The organism is Pseudomonas sp. NFXW11 (assembly GCF_049887815.1).
Lineage (GTDB): Bacteria > Pseudomonadota > Gammaproteobacteria > Pseudomonadales > Pseudomonadaceae > Aquipseudomonas.
In genome coordinates this window covers 1-20,209 of the sequence record NZ_JAGEKI010000003.1, presented here as the reverse complement: position 1 = coordinate 20,209, position 20,209 = coordinate 1, and the positions used below count along the sequence as shown (strand labels likewise).

Sequence of the window (20,209 nt, the reverse complement as noted above, 5' to 3'; positions counted from 1 at the left end):
TGAGGCGGGTGAATAGAGGGTCAGAGGATCAGTTGCAGGCGCTTGAGCTCGAAGTGCTCGATGGCCTCGCGGGTCTGGGCAATGAAGTGCTGGAAGTGCGCGGTCTGGTTGTGAAATTCCAGGGCCGCTTCATCGTCCCAGCGTTCCAGCACATAGAAGCTGCCTGGCTGCGCGGCAGCCTCGTGCAGCATGTAGTACTGGCAGCCGGCTTCTTCCCGGCTGGGTCCGACCAGGGCGCTGAGCGCGTGCTTGAGCAGGTTGTGCTGGCCGGGCCTGGCGATCAGGGTGGCGATGGCGGTGAAGGCTTGGGACATGGGGCGTTCCTCGGCGGCTTGAGCGATGGCGAGATGATTGGCTATTTCTCTCCCAGGTAAAACCGGCTAAAAGAGCAGTCTCTTTCAATATTTTTTTGATAATCCAAGGCCAATCCATGCTGCGCTTCGATGACCTGCAGTTGTTTGTGCGTGCCGCCGACCTGGGCAGCCTGTCGGCGGCGGCCCGGGTCATGGACTTGTCGCCGGCGGTGGCCAGCGCTGCCCTCAAGCGCATCGAGCAACACCTGGGGGCGCGTTTGCTGGCCCGCTCGACCCGCAGCCTGCGCCTGACCGCCGAAGGTGAGGGCTTTCTTGCATACGCCCGCGCCGCCTTGAGCAACCTGGATGAAGGGCGGCGCTTGCTGGCCTCCGGCCAGGATCAGGTCAGCGGCGTGTTGCAGCTCTCCGCACCGTCGGATTTCGGCCGTAACCGGTTGCTGCCCTGGCTCGACCAATTCCAGCGCGAGCACCCGCAACTCAGCGTGCGCCTGTTGCTGGGCGACCGCATCGCCGACCTGTTTCGCCAGCCGGTGGATATCGCCCTGCGTTACGGCGAGCCGGAGGATTCGAGCCTGGTGGCGCTGCCGGTGGCCTCGGACAATCGCCGGGTGCTGTGCGCCGCCCCCGGCTACCTGGCCCGGCATGGCGAGCCGCGCCACCTGGAGCAACTGGCCCAGCACAATTGCCTGCTGTACATGCTCGACAGCCGGATTCACGATCACTGGAGCTTTGCCGACGGCAAGCGTGAGGTCAGCCTCACCGTCGGCGGCGACCGCCTGAGCGACGATGCCGATGTGGTGCGGCGCTGGGCGGTGGCCGGGGAAGGGATTGCCTACAAGTCCTGGCTGGATGTGGCCGCCGATGTGCTGGAGGGGCGCCTGCGGATTCTCCTGCCGGAGCTGCAATGCGAGCGCGCGCCGCTGAATCTGCTGTGTGCCCATCGGGCCCAACTGAGCAAACCGGTGAAGTTGCTGCGGGACATGCTCCAGGCCCGCTGCGCCGAGATTAGCGTGCGGCGCCCGCGCTAGGGCGGGACGCTTGAGGCGTTGAGCGAGGTGGGAATCCGAGATTCGCCGGCAAGCCGGCTCCTACAGGCTTGTGTAGGCGCCGGTGTGCCGGTGAGGGGCGTTACGGCTTGACCAGTCGTGCATCCAGGCTGTTCTGCGCCAGGCGTCGGGCCTGGTCCTGGGTCATGCCCAGGTGGGTGTGCAGGGCGTGGAAGTTCTCGGTGACGTAGCCGCCGAAGTAGGCCGGGTCATCGGAGTTGACCGTGACCTTCACCCCGCGCTCAAGCATCTCGAGGATGTTGTGCTGGGACATGTGGTCGAACACGCAGAGCTTGGTGTTGGACAGCGGGCACACAGTGAGCGGGATCTGTTCGTCGATGATCCGCTGCATCAACCGCTCGTCTTCGAAGGCCCGTACGCCGTGGTCGATACGCTGGATCTTCAGCAGGTCCAGGGCTTCCCAGATGTACTCGGGCGGGCCTTCTTCGCCGGCGTGGGCCACGGTCAGGAAGCCTTCGCTGCGGGCACGGTCGAAGACCCGCTGGAACTTGCTCGGTGGGTGACCCATTTCCGAGCTGTCCAGGCCCACGGCAACGAAGGCATCACGGAATGGCAGTGCCTGGTCGAGGGTCTTCTGCGCTTCGTCCTCGCTCAGGTGACGCAGGAAACTGAGGATCAGGCCGCTGGTAATACCCAGTTGCTGCTCGCCGTCTTTGAGCGCGCTGGCGATGCCGTTGAGCACCACTTCGAAGGGCACGCCACGGTCGGTGTGGGTCTGCGGATCGAAGAACGGCTCGGTGTGGATCACGTTCTGCTCTTTGCAGCGCAGCAGGTAGGCCCAGGTCAGGTCGTAGAAGTCCTGGGAGGTGCGCAGCACGTCGGCGCCCTGGTAATACAGGTCGAGGAATTCCTGCAGGTTGTTGAAGGCGTAGGCCTTGCGCAGGGTTTCGACGTCGCTCCAGGGCAGGGCGATCTTGTTGCGTTCGGCCAGGGCGAACAGCAGTTCCGGTTCCAGGGAACCTTCCAGGTGCAGGTGTAATTCGGCCTTGGGCAAGGCGTTCAGCCAGTCATACATGGTGGTGTCTCATCAGGTGCAGGCGGGCGCTGCAAGGGTGATGCGCTGCCACGGCCGTGCCCTTCTGCGGGGAACTGACGGCGGCGTGCGGCTTGCGCCAGGTTTTCACCGGGCCCGAAAAAGCCGCCATTCTACATCTGGCGGCGCAAATATTCGGCAAAACCTGACCGGGTGGCACTCAGGCCTGCTCCTGCTCCCGGCGATAGGCGTAGGTGTCGGCAAAGCGCGAAAGCAGGAATTCGCCACAGGTGGTCGCTGGGTACTTGGCCGGGTGCCCGGCCTCCTGGCAGCCGGGCAGGCATTCGATGGGGGTGTCCGGGTGCGGTTCGGCGAAGAACGGCATGGAGTAGCGATCCACCCCGAGGGGGCTGATGACTCGATGGGGAGTTGACAGGTAACGGTCGTTGCTCCAGCGCGCCATCATGTCGCCGAGGTTGACCACGAAGGTGCCCTCGATGGGCGGCGCGTCGATCCATTGGCCCTGGACGTTGCGCACTTGCAAGCCACCGGCGGCGTCCTGGTAGAGCAGGGTGATGCAGCCGTAGTCGGTGTGGGCGCCGGCGCCTTGCTGTTGCTCGCTGCTGGCGGTGTGGCGCGGCGGATAGTGGATCAGCCGCAGCACGCTGACCGGGTCCTGGAAGCGCCGGTCGAAGAAGTCGCGCTCGATGCCCAGGGCCAGGGTCATGGCCCGCAGCAGGGTCTGGGCCAGGGCCTGCATGTCCTGGTAGTGCTGCTCCAGCAGGGCTTGCCAGCCGGGCAGTTGGGGGTGGCGATTGGGCCCGCGCAGGGGCTTGCCGGCCAGCACCTCCGGGTGCTCGGCCGGCAAGTGCAGGCCCATGTCGAAGGTTTCCTTGAGGTCGCTGGGTTTGCTCGGGTCCAACTGCTCGGTGGCGATGGCGCCGTAGCCGCGATGATGGCGGCTCTGGGTGATGTCGATCTTGAGTTTCTCGGCCGTGGGCAGGGCGAAGAACTGCCGGGCGCTGGCCAGCAGTTGCTCGATGCGCTGCGGGCTGATGGGGTGGCCCTTGATATAGAAGAACCCCCACTCGCGGCAGGCGCGGTCAATGGCTTGGGCCACGCTGTCCCAGCCGGGCTGCTGCTCTTGATACAGCGGGCTGATGTCGATGATCGGCAGTTGGTTCATGAAATGCTCCCATCCTGTTGGCGGTCTGTTGCCGCTGCCGAAGGTGCCGGCAGCGGCTCGCGGATTACTTCGGGATGTCCGCCTGCATGCCTTCCACGTAGTAGTTCATCGAGGCCAGGTCGGCATTGCTGGCGCTGACCCCAGCGGCGATTTTTACCACCCCGGCCTGGTCCTTGATCGGGCCGCTGAAGGGGTGGAACTCACCGCTCTTGATGCTGGCGATGATCTGCTCGGCCTGGGTTTTCACCGGGGCCGGCAGCAGGTCGCTGAGGGGCAACTCAACCGTACCTTCTTTCAGGCCGCCCCAGTAGTCCTGGGATTTCCAGCTGTGGTCCATCACCCCCTGGGTGGCCTGGATATAGTGCGGGCCCCAGTTGTTGACGATGGAGGTCAGCACCGCCTTGGGCCCGAAGTGGGCCATGTCCGAGGCGTAGCCCACGGCATATACGCCACGGCGTTCCGCGGCCTGGATCGGCGCCGGGCTGTCGGTGTGCTGGAAGATCACGTCGGCGCCCTGGTCGATCAGGGCGTTGGCGGCGTCGGCTTCCTTGCCCGGGTCGAACCAGGAGTTGACCCACACCACCTTGATCTCGGTGCCCGGGTTGTATTTGTTCAGGGCCAGCTGGATGGCGTTGATGTCGCGGATCACTTCCGGGATCGGGAAGGAGGCGACATAGCCGATCTTCTTGCTCTTGGTCATCTTCGCCGCGAGGAAGCCGCCGACATAACGGCCCTCGTAGGTGCGCGCCAGGTAGGTGCCGAGGTTCTTGTCCTGCTTGTAGCCGGTGGCGTGTTCGAAGGTCACCTTGGGGAATTGTTTGGCGACTTTCAGGGTGGGGTTCATGTAGCCGAAGGAGGTGGTGAAGATCAGGTCGTAGTTGTCCTTGGCCATGTTGCGGATCACCCGCTCGGCATCGGCGCCCTCGGCGACGTTTTCCACGTAGTTGGTCTTGATCTGCTCACCGAACTTTTCCATCAGTGCCTTGCGTCCCTGTTCATGCTGGTAGGTCCAGCCGTGGTCGCCGATGGGGCCGATATAGACGAAGCCGACCTTCAGCGGATCGGCGGCGCTGGCGCCGAGGCTGGCACACAGGCCGATGACGGCGACCAGGCTGCAGAGCAATGTGGACAACGGGCGTTTGTGCATGAATTGGAGCTCCATGTGGTTATCGGGTTGGCTGAGGCGGCAGGCGTTGGAGGGCAATGCAAATAGCTGACCAACAGGACAACAAAGAGGCTTCTTCGCCGGCGAGCCGGTTTTTACAGGGGATTGGTGGTGGCCATTTCGCTGGCAAGCCAGCTCCTACGGAGCGGGGCTGTTCTCAGGGGCCATGCCGGGGCGTGGTGCCTGAGGTTGGTGCGCGCACTTGTAACGAAACGTTAGTGACTCGGTACGGTCTTTCAGTCATCTCCTGTACTCGTTTTTTATTCCGTCAAAGGACTGCAATGCTCACTTCCCTCAAGCAAGAACGGTTTCTACTGCTTGCGCTCTTGGCCGCCGTGGCCGCCTACCCTCTCGAACACCTGCTGCTGGGCAGCGGCCAGGGCATCGCCCTGCTGTCCGGGCTGGTGCTGATCGGCTTTATCGTCGTCGCCTCGATGCGTGTCGCCCACCACGCCGAACTGCTGGCGGAAAAGGTCGGCGACCCCTACGGCAGCATGATCCTGACCCTGGCCGCAGTGCTGGTGGAGGTGGTGATCCTGGCGATCATGATGAGCAACCATGCTTCGCCGACCCTGGTGCGCGACACCATCTATTCGGCGGTGATGCTGGACATCAACGGCATCCTCGGCCTGGCCGCGCTGATGGGCGGCATCAAGCATGGCGAGCAGCCCTACAACGACGATTCGGCACGCACCTACAGCGTGATGATTCTCACCGCCATGGGGGTGTCGATGGTGGTGCCGGAGTTCATCCCCGAGGCCGACTGGAAGGTTTACTCGGCCTTCACCATCGGCGCCATGGTGGTGCTCTACACCTTGTTCCTGCGTATGCAGGTCGGGCCCCATAGCTATTTCTTCAGCTACAGCTACCCGGAAAAGCGTCGCAACAAGGAAAGCCAGGAACAGCCCGCCACCATCAACCTGGGCTGGAGCATCGGCATCCTGGTGTTCGGGGTGGTGGTGATCGGTGCCCTGGCCGAGGTGATGTCCAAGACCCTGGACCTGGGCCTGGAAGGCACGGGCGCGCCGCCGGTGATCACGGCGATCCTGGTGGCGGCGATTTCCGCTGCGCCGGAAATTCTCACTGCCCTGCGCGCGGCCTTGGCCAACCGCATGCAGTCGGTGGTCAACGTGGCCCTGGGAGCGTCACTGTCGACGGTGATCCTCACGGTGCCGGTGATGGAGGCCATGGCCCTGTACACCGGCCAGCCGTTCCAGATGGCCATGACCCCGGTGCAGACGGTGATGGTGTTCATCACCCTGATCGTCAGCGCCATCAACCTCAACGACGGTGAAACCAATGCCATCGAGGGCATGACCCACTTCGTCCTGTTTGCCACCTTCATCATGCTGTCGTTGCTGGGGCTCTAAAGCGCCTGGGCGGACTGGATGGCACAGCGGAAACTCACACCGGGGGCATTCCAGGGCGATAGGACCCCCCACCGCCAACGGCGCACGGTGCTGGCCGAAGGTGAAAAGGTCGGGTCGTTAGCAATCTGGTTGTTGGCGCCACGTTGTGCCCGATTAATGCCTGTTTCAGGCCCTTGCGGGTTCTCCACGGGCGATTCACGGTAGTAGTGTTTGTCGTACCAATCGTTGACCCATTCACTGGCATTGCCGGTGAGGTTGTAGAGGCCCAGAGGGTTGGGTGCAAACCTGTCCACGGCGAACGGCTGATTGTCGTCAGGTGCTGGAAAGTTGCGGCCGTAATCCAGGTTGCCGTTGTCGGTGGCGAACATCACCGACTGGCCACGGTTACGCGCCGCATATTCCCATTGGGCCTCGGTCGGAAGGTCGATGGGGTAGCCGCTGAGGTCTGCCAGCCAGCCACAATAATCCTTGGCTTCTTGCCAATCTCGTGAAGCCGGGGCGGGCAGGTTTTCCTGGTAGAGGTGTTTCATCTCTGCGCGGTTACGCAGTTTTTCGTCGAATAGCGGCTTGCCTTGCGCCAGGAAGAACAGATCGAAGTCGCCCAGTGTGGTTTGCAGCGAGGACAGGTAATAGCTGCTCAATTTGACCGGGTGCACGAAGTCGTCGTCGACGTCGAGGCTGATCCGCTCCATGTTTGCCGGGTCCACGCCACAGGGCCATTGGCACAAGGCCTGTGGGTCGAAGCCACGGGGCCAGCCGAAATCACCCATCTGGAATTCGCCACCTTCAATCCGCACCATGTTGTCGATCGAGCGCACGACCGTATTGAGCACGGCCTCGCGGGTTTGCGGGGAAAGGTCCGGGTATTTGCGGCTGATGGTCGAAGCAATTTCTGCCACTTTTCCAGGTGACAACACCTTGCTGGGCGGGCCAGCAACTGCCTGTTTCTCGCAGCCTGAAATCAGCAGCGCGATGCAGAGCGCCAGTCCGTGTTTGTGTCTCACCTAATGTCCTTGAAGCGGCTCGTTCGGGGGCGCAAAACTAACATGTTTCCTCACTCTGATTGCGCTCGATGCGAAGGCGAGGGATCGCTCCCTCGCCGCTGCAAGCAAGGATCAGCTACCGGCGATCAGGTGCCGCGCCGCCTGGCTGTGATCGGCGATCAGGTTCTTCAGGTCCAGCCCTTCGACTTGACCATCGATCACCCGCCACTTGCCGCCAATCATGACCCGATCCGCCCGATCCGCGCCGCACAACAGCAGCGCCGAAAGCGGATCATGGCTGCCCGAGAAACGCAGCTCATCGAGCTTGAACAAGGCCAGGTCGGCCTGCTTGCCCACTGTCAGTTCGCCGATGTCGGTGCGGCCCAACAGGCTCGCCGAACCCCGGGTCGCCCAGCCCAAGACGCGCTCCGGGGTGATCTGCTCGGCGCCGTAACGCAGGCGTTGGATGTACAGCGCCTGGCGTGCTTCGAGGATCATGTTCGAGGCGTCGTTGGACGCCGAGCCATCTACCCCCAGCCCGAACAGCGCACCCGCGTCGGTCAGTTCGATACTGGGGCAGATGCCCGAGGCCAGGCGCATGTTGGAACTCGGACAATGGCAGATACCGGTGCCGGCGACGCCGAGGCGGGCAATTTCATCGGGGTTGAAATGGATGCCGTGGGCCAGCCAGGTACGGGGGCCGAGCCAGCCGACGCTGTCCAGGTAATCCACGGTGCGCAGGCCGAAACGCTGCAGGCAGAAGTCTTCTTCGTCGAGGGTTTCGGCGAGGTGAGTGTGCAGGCGTACATCCAGGGCCTCGGCCATTTCCGCGCTGGCGGCCATGATTTCCGGGGTCACCGAGAACGGTGAGCAGGGCGCCAGGGCGATCTGGATCTGCGCGCCATCACCTCGCTGGTGGTACTGCCGGATCAGGCGCTGACTGTCGTCGAGAATCACCTGGCCCTCTTGCACGGTCTGTTGCGGTGGCAGGCCGCCGTCCTTTTCGCCAAGGCTCATCGAGCCGCGGGTGAGCATGGCGCGCATGCCCAGTTTACGCACGCTTTCGACTTGCACGTCGATGGCGTTTTCCAGGCCGTCGGGGAACAGGTAGTGATGGTCGGCGGCGGTGGTGCAGCCCGACAGCAGCAACTCGGCCAGGGCAACCTTGGTGGCCAGAGCGAGCTTTTCCGGAGTCAGCCGGGCCCAGACCGGGTACAGGGTTTTCAGCCAGGGGAACAGCGGCTGGTTGACCACCGGCGCCCAGGCGCGGGTCAGGGTTTGGTAGAAGTGATGATGGGTGTTGATCAGGCCCGGCAGCAGCACATGCTCGCGGGCATCGAAGATCTGCTGGCAAGGGCTGGCGGGGTGTTGGCCGAGCCCCAGCACTTCGACGATCAGGCCGTCTTGCAGCACCAGGCCGCCGCGGGCGTCCAAGGCATTGCCGGTGAAGATGGCCAGGGGATTTTTTAACCAGGTACGGATCGCAGGCATGGTGGCCGGCTCCTCTGAAAGTGGGTTCAGGTTAGCCAGCTCAGTGTTGCCCTGTCTGCTGATCCAGGGGCGCCCGGGAAGGGCGCGCGGGGGAGTTTAGGGCAGTCGCCCGCTCGCCGGCAAGCCGGTTGCGGCGGGCGCCTTGGCTTACCAGGGGATGGTTTCGCCCTTGTAGTTGATGAAGTGATGGCCGCCCTTGCCGGTGTAGGCATTGATCTGGGCGACCAGCCCGCGGGTGCTGGTTTCCACGTCGATGTCGGCGCCTTCGCCGCCCATGTCGGTCTTTACCCAGCCCGGGTGCAGCGAGAGCACCGTGAGTTTTTGCGCAAGCTGGGTCACGAAACTGTTGGTCATGGAGTTCAGCGCCGCCTTGCTGGCCTTGTACAGCGCCAGTTCCGGGGCGTCGGGCATGGTCACGCTGCCCAGCACCGAACTCATGAACGCCAGCACGCCGCTGTCCTTGCGGATCTGCCCGACAAAGCGCTGGGCCAGGTTGATCGGTGCCACGGCATTGGTGAAGAACAGCTGGCCGACTTCGGCCTGGGTGGCCTGGCCCGGTAGTTGGTTGTCCGGGCCCTTGACCCCGGCGTTGACGAACAGCAGATCGAAGACCTGGCCCTGGAGCTTCTGGCTCAGGGCGGCCTGCGCTTGCTGATCGTCCATGTCCAGCTGTTCGATTTGCACCTTGCCCAGGGCTTGCAGGGCCTGGGCCTTGTGCGGATCGCGCACGGTGGCGGTGACTTGCCAGCCGTCTTCCAGCAGGCGTTGCACCAGGCCGAGGCCCAGGCCCCGGGAGGCGCCGATGATCAGTGCGGTTTTTGCCGTGGACATAACAGGATTCCTTGAAGAGTGAAGATCAGGGGTTCAGTGGACAGGCTTGCCCCAGGCGTTGTTGCAGTTCCTGGCGCAGTTGCTGCAATTGGTCGATGCGGGTTTCGATCAGGCTCAGTTTGTCGCGCAGAAGTTGCGCCACGGCCTGGTCCGGCTTGGCGTTCTGCCACAGGGCGCCGACGCTGCTGCCGATTTCCTCGAGGCTGAAGCCCAGGCGCTGGGCGGTCTTGATATAGAGCACCAGCTGGACCACTTCCACAGGATAGTCGCGATAGCCATTGGCGCTGCGCCGGGCGGCGATCAGGCCGCGCTGCTCGTAGAACCGCAGGGTGTCGCGGCTGACGGCGCAGGCGTCGGCCAGTTCTCCAATACGCATGATGGGGCACTCGAAGGGCTTGACCTTGGAGCATACTCCAGGCTTTAGCCTGCGCGCTCCTTGAATCTATGGAGCGATACTTATGTGGACCCGCGAACAATACCGGACCCTGGTCCGGGCCAGTGCCTGGTACGACCTGCTGGTGACCCTGGCCTTTGTCACCCCCTGGAGTTTCATGGCCCTGCACGGGCTGATGCAGGACACGGCCCAGGCCTTGCACTTGCCGGGAAGCCTGCCGCCGTTCGAGCCTGTGCATATGCTGATGGCCAACCTGATGGGCTCGATTGTCTGTGTGTGGTCGCTGCTGCGCATTGTCGATCCGCAGCAGGCCTTCGGTCGTTATGACGGCCTGGGGCGCCTCCTGTTCGCCACCTGGATGGGCTATGCCCTCTGGCAGGGGGGCACGGTGCTGATCGGGGTGTTCATGTGCTTCGAGCTGGCCTGGTGCGTGGCGCAGTGGCTGCCAGTGCGCGAAGGCGCCCGGCAGCGGGTGCAGGACATGGCCGCCACGGGCGGCGCTGTCTGATCAGTTTCGCCCGGCACCAAGGCGTAATGGCGCGCGGGGGTCAACGTCCCGCCCGCCAGGGCTGGCCCAGGGACAGCGGAGCATAGAGGCGGGTGCGCACGGCATCCCGGGATAACAGCACCAGCACCAGGATGGTGGCGGCATAGGGCAGCATCGCCAGCAGGTTGGAGGGGATCGCCAGCCCCAGGCCCTGGGCCACCAGGTGCAGGATGCTCGCCAGGCCGAACAGGTAGGCCCCGAGCAGTAGCCGCCACACACGCCAGCTGGCGAACACCACCAGGGCCAGGGCGATCCAGCCGCGGCCGGCGCTCATGTTCTCGGCCCACATCGGGGTGTAGGCCAGGGACAGATAAGCCCCGGCCAGCCCGGCCATGGCGCCGCCGAACAGTACTGCCAGGGTGCGCACCCGCAGCACCTGCAGGCCCAGGGCGCTGGCGGCATCGGGGTTTTCGCCGACGGCCTGGATGATCAGGCCGATGCGGCTCTTGCCGATCAACCAGGCCACCAGGGCGAACAGGGCAAAGGACAGGTACACCAGCAGGTCCTGGGCAAACAGCATGCGCCCGACCAGCGGAATATCACTGAGCAGTGGAATCGCCAGGGGCTCGAACCCCGCCAGGGGCTTGCCGACCCAGGCTGCGCCGACAAAGCTCGAAAGCCCCACGCCGAAGATGCTCAGGGCCAGCCCGGTGGCCACCTGGTTGGCGTTGAACCCCAGGGCCACCAGAGCGAATAGCGCCGACAGCAGCATGCCCGCCGCCATCGCCAGCAGTACCCCAAGCCAGAGCTGGCCGGTGCTCAGGGCGACGATAAACCCTATGACCGCACCGCACAGCATCATGCCTTCCTGGCCCAGGTTGAGCACGCCGCTCTTCTCGCAGATCAGCTCGCCCAGGGCCACTAGCAGCAGCGGCGTGCCGCAACGAACCATGGCGTAGAAAATATTGCTCAGCAGATCGATGTCCATCAAAGGGCTCCGGCAGTGGCGGTAGCGGGAGTGTCGCGGCGCACCCAGCGCAGCTTCAGGCGCGGCCGGTAGAGAATCAGCACGTCACAGGCGAGGAGGAAGAACAGCATCATGCCCTGGAACAGCTGGGTGATGGCTTGGGGTAGGTTGAGGCTCATCTGCGCGCTTTCGCCGCCCAGGTAGAGCAGGGCCATCAGCAGGCTGGAACACAGGATGCCGATGGGTTTCAGGCGCCCGAGAAAGGCCACGGTGATCGCCGCATAGCCGTAGCCTGGGGAGACTTGCGGCACCAGTTGGCCGATGGGCCCGGAGACTTCGCAGACCCCGGCCAGCCCCGCCAGGGCGCCGCTGATCAACAGTGCCAGCCAGATCAGGCGCTTGTGGCGCAAGCCAACGAAAGCGGCGGCGCGGGGGGCCAGCCCGAGCACCTTGATCTGGAAACCGACAAAGCTTTTTTGCAGCAATACCCAGACCGCCACCAGGGCCAGCAGGGCGAAATACACCCCGGCATGCAGCCGGCCGTCGTCCATCAGCAACGGCAGGCGGCTGGTCTCGCCGAACATCGCCGACTCGGGGAAGTTGAAGCCGCCCGGGTCTTTCAACGGACCGTGCACGCTGTACAGCAGCAGGTTCAGGGCGATGTAGTTGAGCATGATGCTGGTGAGGATTTCATTGGCATTGAAGCGCGTGCGCAGCCAGGCGGTAAGCCCGGCCCAGGCGGCCCCGGCGAGGGTGCCGGTGAGCAGGATCAGCAGCAGTGCCCAGCGGCTTTGCAGGCCGATCAGGTTGACCGCCAGGGCGCTGCCGGCCAGGGCGCCGAGCAACAGTTGGCCTTCGGCACCGATATTCCAGATGCGCGCCTGGTAGGCCACCGCCAGGCCCAGGGCGCAGAGCAGGATCGGCAGTGCCTTGACCAGTAGCTCCGAGACGCCGTACAGGTCGCTGACCGGGGCGATCAGCAGGGTGTGCAGGGCTTGCAGCGGGTCTTGCCCCAGGGCCATGAACAGCAGGGCGCCGCAGCCCAGAGTCAGCAGTGCGGCCAGCAGCGGCGAGCAGCAGAGCATCAGCCGCGATGGCCGACCGCGAGGTTCGAGTGACAGCAGCATGGATGACTCCGTTATAGCGACAGGGAGGTTGAAGGGGAGGAGGGGAAGCGCCCGGCCATCCAGCCGCCGACTTCCACCAGAGTGGTGGTGGCGCTGTCTTGCAGGGCCGTGAGTCGCCCGTTGCACAGGGCGCCGATGCGATCGCTGATCTGCAAGAGTTCATCCAGGTCTTCGGAGATCACCAGGATCGCCGCGCCGGCATCCCGCAGGGTGATCAGGGCCTGGTGAATGCTGGCGGCGGCGCCGACGTCCACGCCCCAGGTCGGATGGGCGGCTACCAGCAGGCGCGGTTGCTGGAGGATTTCGCGGCCGAGGATGAACTTCTGCAGGTTGCCGCCGGACAGGCTGCGGGCCGGGCTCAGGCTGCCGCCGGCCTTGACCCTGAAGCGCTGGATAATGCGTTCGGCCAGGGCCCGGACCTGCTTCCTGCGGATCAGGCCGTGGCGTACCAAGCCTTGCTGAAAGGAACTGAGCAGGGCGTTGTCTTCCAGGCTCAGGTCCGGCACTGCGCCTTGCCCCAGGCGCTCGGCGGGGACAAAGGCCAGCCCTTGCTGGCGGCGGGCGGCAGGCAGCAGATGGCCCACGGCCTGGCCGGCGAAGCGGATACGTTGCGCCTCGGTGCGTGGCAGCGGTTGCTCGCCGCTGAGCAGGGCCAGCAGCTCGTCCTGGCCATTGCCGGCGACCCCGGCGATGCCGACGATCTCGCCGCTGCGCAGGCTCAAGTCGATGCCTTTGAGGGAACAGCCGAAGGGATCGGGGTTGTGCCAGCTGAGGTTGTCGATACGCAGGAAGTCCTTGCCGCCGCTGGCCTTGGGGTGGTCGCCGAGCAGGGTGGCCGCGTCTCCCACCATCAGCCGCGCCAGCTGGTGGTCGTTGCATTGCGCCGGAATGCAGTGCCCGGCCACTCGACCGCCACGCAGTACCGTGGCGCTGTGACACAGGGCGCGGACCTCGGCCAGCTTGTGGCTGATAAACAGAATGCTGCAGCCTTCCGCGGCCAGCCGGCGCAGGGTGATGAACAGCGCTTCGGCTTCTTGTGGGGTGAGCACCGAGGTGGGTTCGTCGAGGATCAGCAGGCGAATGTCCTGCATCAGGCAGCGGAGGATTTCCACTCGCTGGCGTTCGCCGATGGACAGGCTGTGTACCAGGCGCTGGGGTTCCAGGGCCATGCCATAGCGCTGCGCGACCTGGCGGATGCGTCCCTCCAGCTGGCTTGGGGTGCCGGCCGCGGGGCCCATGGCCAGGGCGATGTTCTGCGCCACGCTGAGGGTTTCGAACAGCGAGAAATGCTGGAACACCATGCCGATCCCCAGGCTGCGGGCCTGGGCCGGGCTGTTGATCGGTTGCCGGCGGCCTTGCCAGAGCAACTCCCCCGAGTCGGCCTGGATCACCCCATAGATGATTTTCATCAAAGTGCTTTTGCCGGCGCCGTTCTCCCCCAGCAAGGCATGGATTTCACCGGGGGCGATGCACAGGTCGATGGCGTCGTTGGCCCGGCAGCCGGGATAGCTTTTGCAGATCTGGCGCAGTTGCAGGCGCGGTGTTGTTGCAGGTGGCACAGAGGGATTGGGCATGACAGGCTCGGCGGCTTGGCGTTGTGCCTGTGGATAAAGCAATTTCCTGGCCAGTGGGTCAGGAACGCCCGCAGCCCGGCTTCGCCTGCACCTGTAACCGGCGGAGCTGAGCCAGGATGGGCACCACTACGGGGCAAGGGGGCCGAAACGGCGCGGTTTTCGTTCGCTGCGCTTTGAGCAAAATATGATCAGTTGCCCGCAGGCCCTGTGCCGCCAGCGGCTGGAGCAGCCTTGCACGGGTTATCCACAACTTGCTCCACAGTATTTGTGCGCAAGCCGGGAGCTTGGGCATAAGCGCGGCGGGCCTGTCTTCCAATGGCGATATAGCGCGCTAACTTGCTGTTTTTTGGTGGAAAAGTTTGCCTTGGCAAGGCTTTGCACAAAAACTGAGCAAAGCCGGCAAAGCCACGTTGCAGAAGGGTTACAGCCGTGTGTGCTCAGGTTATCCACAGGCGGGTGCACAGCCGATGTGGGCAACTGCGCAGGGGGCTTGCCGGTTATGCACAGAGGGGGCGGGCTGCCTTGGTGCGTTCAACGCTGCAAGAGAATGCGCCCGCGACTGAGGTCGGCCAGTTGCTGTTGCAGGGTGTCGATCTGGGCTTCGCCCAGGGCCAGCTGCAGTTCCACGCCGTTGCCGGTGAAGTCTTCCTGGACCAGCAGCCCGCCCAGCTCGGCGACCCGCAGCTTGACCAGCGCCAGTTCGCTGAAGCTGCAAGCACAGCGCAGTGGCACGCGGTTGATCAGGGCGATGCGCTCGGCGCCTTGCAGGCATTTGTTGGCGCCGCCGCCATAAGCCCGGGCCAGGCCGCCGGTGCCCAGTTGGATGCCGCCGTACCAGCGGATCACCAGCACCGCTACCTGGTCGCAGTCCTGGGCCTCGATGGCCGCGAGGATCGGGCGCCCGGCGGTGCCGCCGGGTTCGCCATCGTCGTTGCTGCGGTACTGGTCGGCAAGTTTCCAGGCCCAGCAGTTGTGCGAGGCATTAAGGTCGCTGTACTGCTGGATAAAGGCGTGGGCCTCGGCCGCGCTGCTAATGGGCGCGGCGAAGGTGATGAAGCGGCTTTTGCGGATTTCCTCGCGGTACTCGCACAGGCCGGCCAGGGTAAAGGGCATGGGCGTCAGTCTTTCTCGGCAACGGTCAGGCCGCAGCCTTTGAGGATGATGCGGATCAGGTTGCTGCCGGCGGCGTCGAAATCCTGCTTGGTCAGGCGGCTGCGGCCGGTGACGCGGCAGATCTGGGTGGCGAAGTCGGCATAGTGCTGGGTGCTGCCCCAGAGCAGGAAGATCAGGTGCACGGGGTCGACTGGGTCCATCTTGCCGGCGTCGATCCAGGCCTGGAACACATTGGCGCGGCCCTGGAACCAGGTGCGGTAGTCCTGGCTGAAGTATTCGCTGAGGCATTGCCCGCCGCTGATGATCTCCATGGCGAAGATCCGCGAGGCCTGTGGCTGGCGGCGGGAGAACTCCATCTTGGCGCGGATGTAGCGGGTCAGGGCCTCGGCGGGGTCGTCCTCGGCGGTGAGGGTGTTGAAGGTGCTGTCCCAGAGTTCGAGGATGTTGCTCAGCACCGCGATGTACAGCCCCAGCTTGTTGGTGAAGTAGTAGTGCAGGTTGGCCTTGGGCAGCCCGGCCTTCTGCGCGATGGTGTTCATGCTGGTGCCTTTGAAACCGTGACGGGCGAATTCGTCCTCGGCGGCCTGGATGATCGCCTGTTCATTCTTCTGGCGGATGCGGCTGGCGGGTTTGCCGGGATGCGGAGCGCTGTGGGCGGGGACTTCAAAGGTCATGGAGGTTTCCGAGCGGAGTCTGTGGGTGCAACCTCTGCGTTGATAACGTACCCGGGGTGATCAGACAAGCCTTGGCGGAACAAAAGCTGCGATGGGCCTGCACCGCCGGGTTTTCTGGCGTCGGATTAGTGTCGTTCTGGGTGTTTGCGGGGCTGGGGCAGAGCGGTTTCAGCGAGTGGCCGCAAGGCTTTCCAGGAAGCTTTCCAGCACCAGATGAGGGCGCCGGCCCTTGCGTGTGACCGAGGACAGGCTCAGGTCATAGAAGCGCGACTTGGGCTTGAGGGCGCGCAAGCGGCCTTGCTGCACCCAGAGCGCGGCATAGTGGTCGGGCAGGTAGCCGATGTAGCGCCCGGTGAGAATCAGGAAAGCCATGCCTTCGCGATCGGAGGCGCTGGCGGTGCAGTTCAGGGCCTGGTAACGGGCCTGGATCTCCGCCGGCAGACGGAAGGTCGGGGCGATGGCGTCCTGGTCGTTGAGGCGCTGGTCGTCCAGTTGCCTGTCGTCGACGTAGAACAGCGGATGGCCCACGGCGCAGTACAGCAGCGAGCGCTCATCGTACAGCGGCTGGTATTCCAGGCCGGACAGGGCGCTGGCCTGAGGCACCACGCCAACGTGCAGGCGGCCGTCGAGCACCCCTTGCTCGACTTCGTTGGGCGCGATCATGCGGATCTGGATCTGCACGTCCGGGCCGCGTTCCTTCAACTGCGCCAGGGCGTGGGTGATGCGCATGTGGGGCAGGGTCACCAGGTTGTCGGTGAGGCCGATGATCAGTTCGCCGCGCAGATGGCGGTGCAGGCCGTTGACCTCGGTGCGGAAGCTTTCCAGGGCGCTGAGCAGTTGCAGGCTCGATTGGTAGACCTCGCGGCCTTCTTCGGTCAGGGAAAAACCGGCGCGTCCGCGTTGGCACAGGCGCAGGCCGAGGCGCTGCTCCAGGTCGCTCATCTGCTGGCTGATGGCCGAGCGGCCGATGCCGAGCACGGTCTCGGCCGCGGAGAAGCCGCCGCACTCCACCACGCTGCGAAAGATCCGCAGCAGGCGGATATCAAAGTCGCTGACTTGTGCCAGCGGGTCGGCTCGACGGCTGCTCATATGTTTAGGGAATGCCTGACTGAAGGTTATTAAAGTTGGATTTCATCGACTTTATAGCCGTGGCAACTTAGCTGCAACAACGCTTCTATTCCTACGCCGCTTCATTGCCTTGCGAGGTTTTGCTCATGAACATGCCGGAAACCGCCCCTCAGTCCCTGGCCAGCCAGCTCAAGCTCGATGCTCACTGGATGCCCTACACCGCCAACCGCAACTTCCAGCGCGACCCGCGCCTGATCGTCGGCGCCGAGGGCAGCTGGCTGGTGGATGACAAGGGCCGCAAGGTGTATGACTCGCTGTCGGGCCTGTGGACCTGCGGCGCCGGTCACTCGCGTAAGGAGATCCAGGAGGCGGTGGCCAAGCAACTGGGCACCCTGGATTACTCGCCGGGCTTCCAATACGGTCATCCGCTGTCGTTCCAGCTGGCGGAGAAGATCACCGACCTGACTCCCGGCAACCTCAATCATGTGTTTTTCACCGACTCCGGTTCCGAGTGCGCCGATACCGCGGTGAAGATGGTGCGGGCCTACTGGCGCCTGAAGGGCCAGCCGACCAAGACCAAGATGATCGGCCGTGCCCGTGGCTATCACGGGGTGAACATCGCCGGCACCAGCCTGGGTGGGGTCAATGGCAACCGTAAGCTGTTCGGTCAGGCGATGATGGATGTCGATCACCTGCCGCACACTTTGTTGGCCAGCAACGCGTTTTCCCGTGGCATGCCGGAGCAGGGCGGTATTGCCCTGGCCGACGAGCTGCTGAAACTGATCGAACTGCATGACGCGTCCAACATCGCCGCAGTCTTCGTCGAGCCTATGGCCGGTTCTGCGGGCGTGCTGGTACCGCCACAGGGCTACCTCAAGCGTCTGCGGGAAATCTGTGATCAGCACAGCATCCTGCTGGTGTTTGACGAAGTGATCACCGGCTTTGGCCGTACCGGTGCCATGTTCGGTGCCGACAGCTTCGGCGTTACCCCGGATTTGATGTGCGTGGCCAAGCAGGTCACCAACGGCGCAATTCCGATGGGCGCGGTGATTGCCACTTCCGAGATCTATCAGACCTTCATGAACCAGGCGACGCCTGAGTACGCCGTGGAATTCCCTCACGGCTACACCTATTCGGCGCATCCGGTGGCTTGTGCTGCGGGGCTGGCGGCACTGGATCTGCTGCAGAAGGAAAACCTGGTGCAGAGCGTGGCTGAAGTTGCACCGCATTTCGAGAATGCACTGCACGGCATCAAGGGGGCGAAGAACGTGATCGATATCCGTAACTTCGGCCTGGCCGGCGCGATCCAGATTGCCCCGCGTGATGGTGATGCCATCGTGCGTCCATTCGAGGCCGGCATGGCCCTGTGGAAAGCCGGCTTCTACGTGCGTTTCGGCGGCGACACCCTGCAGTTCGGGCCAACCTTCAACAGCAAGCCGCAGGATCTTGATCGCCTGTTCGATGCCGTTGGTGAAGTGCTGAACAAGCTCGACTGATTCGATCCTTCTTATATATAGAGGCAGGCACGATATGTTCCGTGCCTGCGCCTTCCTTCTTTCAGGAGTCCCCGCATGAGTCTGATTCAACACCTGATCCACGGTGAGCTGGTGAGCGACAACGGTCGCAGCAGCGATGTATTCAATCCGTCCACCGGTCAGGCTATTCATAAGGTGCCGCTGGCCAGTCGCGAAACCATCCAGCAAGCCATCGACTCGGCCAAGTCGGCTTTCCCGGCCTGGCGCAATACTCCGCCAGCCAAGCGTGCCCAGGTGATGTTTCGCTTCAAGCAACTGCTGGAGCAGAACGAGGCGCGCATTGCCCAACTGATCAGCGAAGAACATGGCAAGACGCTGGAAGACGCTGCGGGTGAATTGAAGCGCGGTATCGAGAACGTCGAGTACGCCTGTGCCGCGCCAGAGATTCTGAAGGGCGAGTACAGCCGTAACGTGGGGCCGAATATCGATGCCTGGTCCGACTTCCAGCCGCTGGGCGTGGTGGCCGGTATCACCCCATTCAACTTCCCGGCCATGGTGCCGCTGTGGATGTATCCGCTGGCGATCGCCTGTGGCAACTGCTTCATCCTCAAGCCTTCCGAGCGCGATCCAAGCTCGACCCTGCTGATTGCCGAGTTGCTGCACGAGGCTGGCCTGCCCAAGGGCGTGCTGAACGTGGTGCATGGTGACAAGACCGCGGTGGACGCGCTGATCGAGGCGCCGGAGGTGAAGGCGCTGAGCTTTGTTGGCTCGACGCCGATTGCCGAGTACATCTATGCCGAAGGTACCAAGCGCGGCAAGCGCGTCCAGGCACTGGGCGGGGCGAAGAACCATGCGGTGCTGATGCCCGATGCCGACCTGGATAACGCAGTCAGTGCGCTGATGGGGGCTGCCTATGGTTCCTGCGGTGAGCGCTGCATGGCGATCTCCGTTGCCGTGTGCGTGGGCGATCAAGTGGCTGACGCCCTGGTGACCAAGCTGGTGCCGCAAATCAAGGCGCTGAAGATTGGTGCCGGTACCTCTTGTGGTCTGGACATGGGGCCGTTGGTTACTGCTCAAGCGCGGGACAAGGTCAGTGGTTATGTCGAAGACGGTGTTGCCGCGGGCGCGCAATTGGTGGTGGACGGTCGTGGCCTGAGCGTGGCCGGTCATGAAGACGGCTTCTTCCTGGGGGGCTGCCTGTTCGATCGTGTCACTCCGGAGATGCGCATCTATAAGGAAGAGATCTTCGGTCCGGTGCTGTGCATCGTTCGGGTCAACAGCCTGGAAGAGGCGATGCAACTGATCAACGATCACGAATATGGCAATGGCACCTGCATCTTCACTCGTGATGGTGAAGCGGCTCGCCTGTTCTGTGACGAGATCGAAGTGGGCATGGTGGGGGTCAACGTACCGCTGCCGGTACCTGTGGCTTATCACAGCTTCGGCGGTTGGAAGCGTTCGCTGTTTGGTGACCTGCATGCCTACGGTCCTGATGGCGTGCGTTTCTATACTCGTCGCAAGGCCATTACTCAGCGCTGGCCGCAACGTGCCAGCCATGAGGCCTCGCAATTTGCCTTTCCTAGCCTGTAAGGCGTGAGGTAACAGAAGGCCGGCCCCATGGGGCCGGCCTTTGCTTTTCTGGGGCGTTCTGACTGATATGACAGTTTTTTGAAATTAACGGTTGACGGCTGATTATATCTCTCTATAATTCGCCCCAATTCCGGCGCAGTCGAAACGGAAAACTCCTTGAGATTCAATGAGTTAATCAGTTTCAGCAGCGCTTAGGCTTCAGTTCATCGAAGCCGGAAGCAGTGAGTAAGGCAGTGCGTTTTCGCCTTATTAACGATTCGATCCTCTCGGTCGAAAGCGGTTAAAAAGAGGTGTTGACAGCAGCGTGTAACGCTGTAGAATTCGCCTCCCGCTAACGAGAGATCGAAAGCGCAAGTGGTT

19 protein-coding genes are annotated in these 20,209 nt (G+C 63.5%); 5 read left to right on the top strand and 14 right to left on the bottom strand.

The window, feature by feature from the left end:
• Positions 1-20: 20 nt before the first annotated feature.
• The gene (locus J4P02_RS05865; protein ID WP_426188644.1) at positions 21-314 is read right to left on the bottom strand and encodes a putative quinol monooxygenase; all 294 of its coding nucleotides are present in this window, start codon (positions 312-314) and stop codon (positions 21-23) included.
• Between the two features lie 116 nt (positions 315-430).
• Between J4P02_RS05865 and J4P02_RS05860 the strand changes: the two genes are divergently transcribed.
• The gene (locus J4P02_RS05860; protein ID WP_426188643.1) at positions 431-1,342 is read left to right on the top strand and encodes a LysR family transcriptional regulator; all 912 of its coding nucleotides are present in this window, start codon (positions 431-433) and stop codon (positions 1,340-1,342) included.
• Positions 1,343-1,442: 100 nt separating this feature from the next.
• Here the strand turns inward: J4P02_RS05860 and J4P02_RS05855 are convergent, their stop codons facing one another.
• The 3 genes from J4P02_RS05855 to J4P02_RS05845 form a co-directional block, all read right to left on the bottom strand.
• On the bottom strand, positions 1,443-2,396 hold the full coding sequence (locus J4P02_RS05855; protein WP_426188642.1) for an adenosine deaminase: 954 nt from the start codon (positions 2,394-2,396) through the stop codon (positions 1,443-1,445).
• Between the two features lie 178 nt (positions 2,397-2,574).
• Entirely contained in the window at positions 2,575-3,540 is a 966-nt protein-coding gene (locus J4P02_RS05850; protein WP_426188641.1) for an isopenicillin N synthase family dioxygenase, read from the bottom strand.
• Between the two features lie 64 nt (positions 3,541-3,604).
• Positions 3,605-4,687 carry a BMP family ABC transporter substrate-binding protein gene (locus J4P02_RS05845; RefSeq protein WP_426188640.1) on the bottom strand — a complete coding sequence of 361 codons (1,083 nt, stop codon included), beginning with the start codon at positions 4,685-4,687 and terminating at the stop codon, positions 3,605-3,607.
• Between the two features lie 299 nt (positions 4,688-4,986).
• On the opposite strand from J4P02_RS05845, the gene J4P02_RS05840 reads away from it, so the two are divergent.
• Positions 4,987-6,075: a calcium:proton antiporter gene (locus J4P02_RS05840; RefSeq protein ID WP_426188639.1), complete on the top strand. Its 1,089-nt coding sequence runs from the start codon at positions 4,987-4,989 to the stop codon at positions 6,073-6,075.
• Here the strand turns inward: J4P02_RS05840 and J4P02_RS05835 are convergent.
• The 4 genes from J4P02_RS05835 to J4P02_RS05820 all read right to left on the bottom strand — a co-directional run bounded on the left by J4P02_RS05835 (position 6,072) and on the right by J4P02_RS05820 (position 9,756).
• Positions 6,072-7,079 carry a formylglycine-generating enzyme family protein gene (locus tag J4P02_RS05835; RefSeq protein WP_426188638.1) on the bottom strand — a complete coding sequence of 336 codons (1,008 nt, stop codon included), beginning with the start codon at positions 7,077-7,079 and terminating at the stop codon, positions 6,072-6,074. The two genes, J4P02_RS05840 and J4P02_RS05835, sit on opposite strands and share 4 nt — an antisense overlap.
• Before the next feature lie 111 nt (positions 7,080-7,190).
• Positions 7,191-8,549: an 8-oxoguanine deaminase gene (locus J4P02_RS05830; protein ID WP_426188637.1), complete on the bottom strand. Its 1,359-nt coding sequence runs from the start codon at positions 8,547-8,549 to the stop codon at positions 7,191-7,193.
• Between the two features lie 147 nt (positions 8,550-8,696).
• A complete protein-coding gene (locus J4P02_RS05825) occupies positions 8,697-9,380 on the bottom strand; it encodes an SDR family oxidoreductase (protein WP_426188636.1) in 684 nt (227 codons plus the stop codon).
• Between the two features lie 25 nt (positions 9,381-9,405).
• Complete coding sequence (locus J4P02_RS05820; protein WP_426188635.1) at positions 9,406-9,756, bottom strand: MerR family transcriptional regulator; 351 nt, start codon at positions 9,754-9,756, stop codon at positions 9,406-9,408.
• Positions 9,757-9,838: 82 nt separating this feature from the next.
• On the opposite strand from J4P02_RS05820, the gene J4P02_RS05815 reads away from it, so the two are divergent.
• On the top strand, positions 9,839-10,282 hold the full coding sequence (locus tag J4P02_RS05815; RefSeq protein ID WP_426188634.1) for a hypothetical protein: 444 nt from the start codon (positions 9,839-9,841) through the stop codon (positions 10,280-10,282).
• A gap of 40 nt (positions 10,283-10,322) precedes the next feature.
• Here the strand turns inward: J4P02_RS05815 and J4P02_RS05810 are convergent, their stop codons facing one another.
• The 6 genes from J4P02_RS05810 to J4P02_RS05785 form a co-directional block, all read right to left on the bottom strand.
• Positions 10,323-11,249, bottom strand: coding sequence for an ABC transporter permease (locus J4P02_RS05810; RefSeq protein WP_426188633.1), 927 nt, complete (start codon positions 11,247-11,249; stop codon positions 10,323-10,325).
• Positions 11,249-12,355, bottom strand: coding sequence for an ABC transporter permease (locus tag J4P02_RS05805; RefSeq protein ID WP_426188632.1), 1,107 nt, complete (start codon positions 12,353-12,355; stop codon positions 11,249-11,251). Before J4P02_RS05805 ends, J4P02_RS05810 begins: the two co-directional genes overlap by 1 nt.
• 11 nt (positions 12,356-12,366) lie before the next feature.
• A complete protein-coding gene (locus tag J4P02_RS05800) occupies positions 12,367-13,929 on the bottom strand; it encodes an ABC transporter ATP-binding protein (protein WP_426188631.1) in 1,563 nt (520 codons plus the stop codon).
• Positions 13,930-14,460: 531 nt separating this feature from the next.
• Entirely contained in the window at positions 14,461-15,042 is a 582-nt protein-coding gene (locus J4P02_RS05795; RefSeq protein WP_426188630.1) for an IMPACT family protein, read from the bottom strand.
• Positions 15,043-15,047: 5 nt separating this feature from the next.
• Positions 15,048-15,716, bottom strand: a complete 669-nt coding sequence (locus J4P02_RS05790; RefSeq protein ID WP_426188629.1) for a TetR/AcrR family transcriptional regulator — start codon at positions 15,714-15,716, stop codon at positions 15,048-15,050.
• A 168-nt stretch (positions 15,717-15,884) separates the two neighbouring features.
• Positions 15,885-16,805, bottom strand: coding sequence for a LysR family transcriptional regulator (locus J4P02_RS05785; protein WP_426188628.1), 921 nt, complete (start codon positions 16,803-16,805; stop codon positions 15,885-15,887).
• A 125-nt stretch (positions 16,806-16,930) separates the two neighbouring features.
• On the opposite strand from J4P02_RS05785, the gene J4P02_RS05780 reads away from it, so the two are divergent.
• Positions 16,931-18,280, top strand: coding sequence for an aspartate aminotransferase family protein (locus J4P02_RS05780; protein WP_426188627.1), 1,350 nt, complete (start codon positions 16,931-16,933; stop codon positions 18,278-18,280).
• 75 nt (positions 18,281-18,355) lie between these two features.
• Positions 18,356-19,849: a CoA-acylating methylmalonate-semialdehyde dehydrogenase gene (locus tag J4P02_RS05775; RefSeq protein ID WP_426188626.1), complete on the top strand. Its 1,494-nt coding sequence runs from the start codon at positions 18,356-18,358 to the stop codon at positions 19,847-19,849.
• Positions 19,850-20,209 lie beyond the last annotated feature (360 nt).

Bases quoted from the DNA above. Each gene is read 5' to 3' on its own strand.
- J4P02_RS05865 (WP_426188644.1), bottom strand. From the start codon at position 314: ATGTCCCAAGCCTTCACCGCCATCGCCACCCTGATCGCCAGGCCCGGC.
- J4P02_RS05860 (WP_426188643.1), top strand. From the start codon at position 431: ATGCTGCGCTTCGATGACCTGCAGTTGTTTGTGCGTGCCGCCGACCTG.
- J4P02_RS05855 (WP_426188642.1), bottom strand. From the start codon at position 2,396: ATGTATGACTGGCTGAACGCCTTGCCCAAGGCCGAATTACACCTGCAC.
- J4P02_RS05850 (WP_426188641.1), bottom strand. From the start codon at position 3,540: ATGAACCAACTGCCGATCATCGACATCAGCCCGCTGTATCAAGAGCAG.
- J4P02_RS05845 (WP_426188640.1), bottom strand. From the start codon at position 4,687: ATGCACAAACGCCCGTTGTCCACATTGCTCTGCAGCCTGGTCGCCGTC.
- J4P02_RS05840 (WP_426188639.1), top strand. From the start codon at position 4,987: ATGCTCACTTCCCTCAAGCAAGAACGGTTTCTACTGCTTGCGCTCTTG.
- J4P02_RS05830 (WP_426188637.1), bottom strand. From the start codon at position 8,549: ATGCCTGCGATCCGTACCTGGTTAAAAAATCCCCTGGCCATCTTCACC.
- J4P02_RS05825 (WP_426188636.1), bottom strand. From the start codon at position 9,380: ATGTCCACGGCAAAAACCGCACTGATCATCGGCGCCTCCCGGGGCCTG.
- J4P02_RS05820 (WP_426188635.1), bottom strand. From the start codon at position 9,756: ATGCGTATTGGAGAACTGGCCGACGCCTGCGCCGTCAGCCGCGACACC.
- J4P02_RS05815 (WP_426188634.1), top strand. From the start codon at position 9,839: ATGTGGACCCGCGAACAATACCGGACCCTGGTCCGGGCCAGTGCCTGG.
- J4P02_RS05810 (WP_426188633.1), bottom strand. From the start codon at position 11,249: ATGGACATCGATCTGCTGAGCAATATTTTCTACGCCATGGTTCGTTGC.
- J4P02_RS05805 (WP_426188632.1), bottom strand. From the start codon at position 12,355: ATGCTGCTGTCACTCGAACCTCGCGGTCGGCCATCGCGGCTGATGCTC.
- J4P02_RS05800 (WP_426188631.1), bottom strand. From the start codon at position 13,929: ATGCCCAATCCCTCTGTGCCACCTGCAACAACACCGCGCCTGCAACTG.
- J4P02_RS05795 (WP_426188630.1), bottom strand. From the start codon at position 15,042: ATGCCCTTTACCCTGGCCGGCCTGTGCGAGTACCGCGAGGAAATCCGC.
- J4P02_RS05790 (WP_426188629.1), bottom strand. From the start codon at position 15,716: ATGACCTTTGAAGTCCCCGCCCACAGCGCTCCGCATCCCGGCAAACCC.
- J4P02_RS05785 (WP_426188628.1), bottom strand. From the start codon at position 16,805: ATGAGCAGCCGTCGAGCCGACCCGCTGGCACAAGTCAGCGACTTTGAT.
- J4P02_RS05780 (WP_426188627.1), top strand. From the start codon at position 16,931: ATGAACATGCCGGAAACCGCCCCTCAGTCCCTGGCCAGCCAGCTCAAG.
- J4P02_RS05775 (WP_426188626.1), top strand. From the start codon at position 18,356: ATGAGTCTGATTCAACACCTGATCCACGGTGAGCTGGTGAGCGACAAC.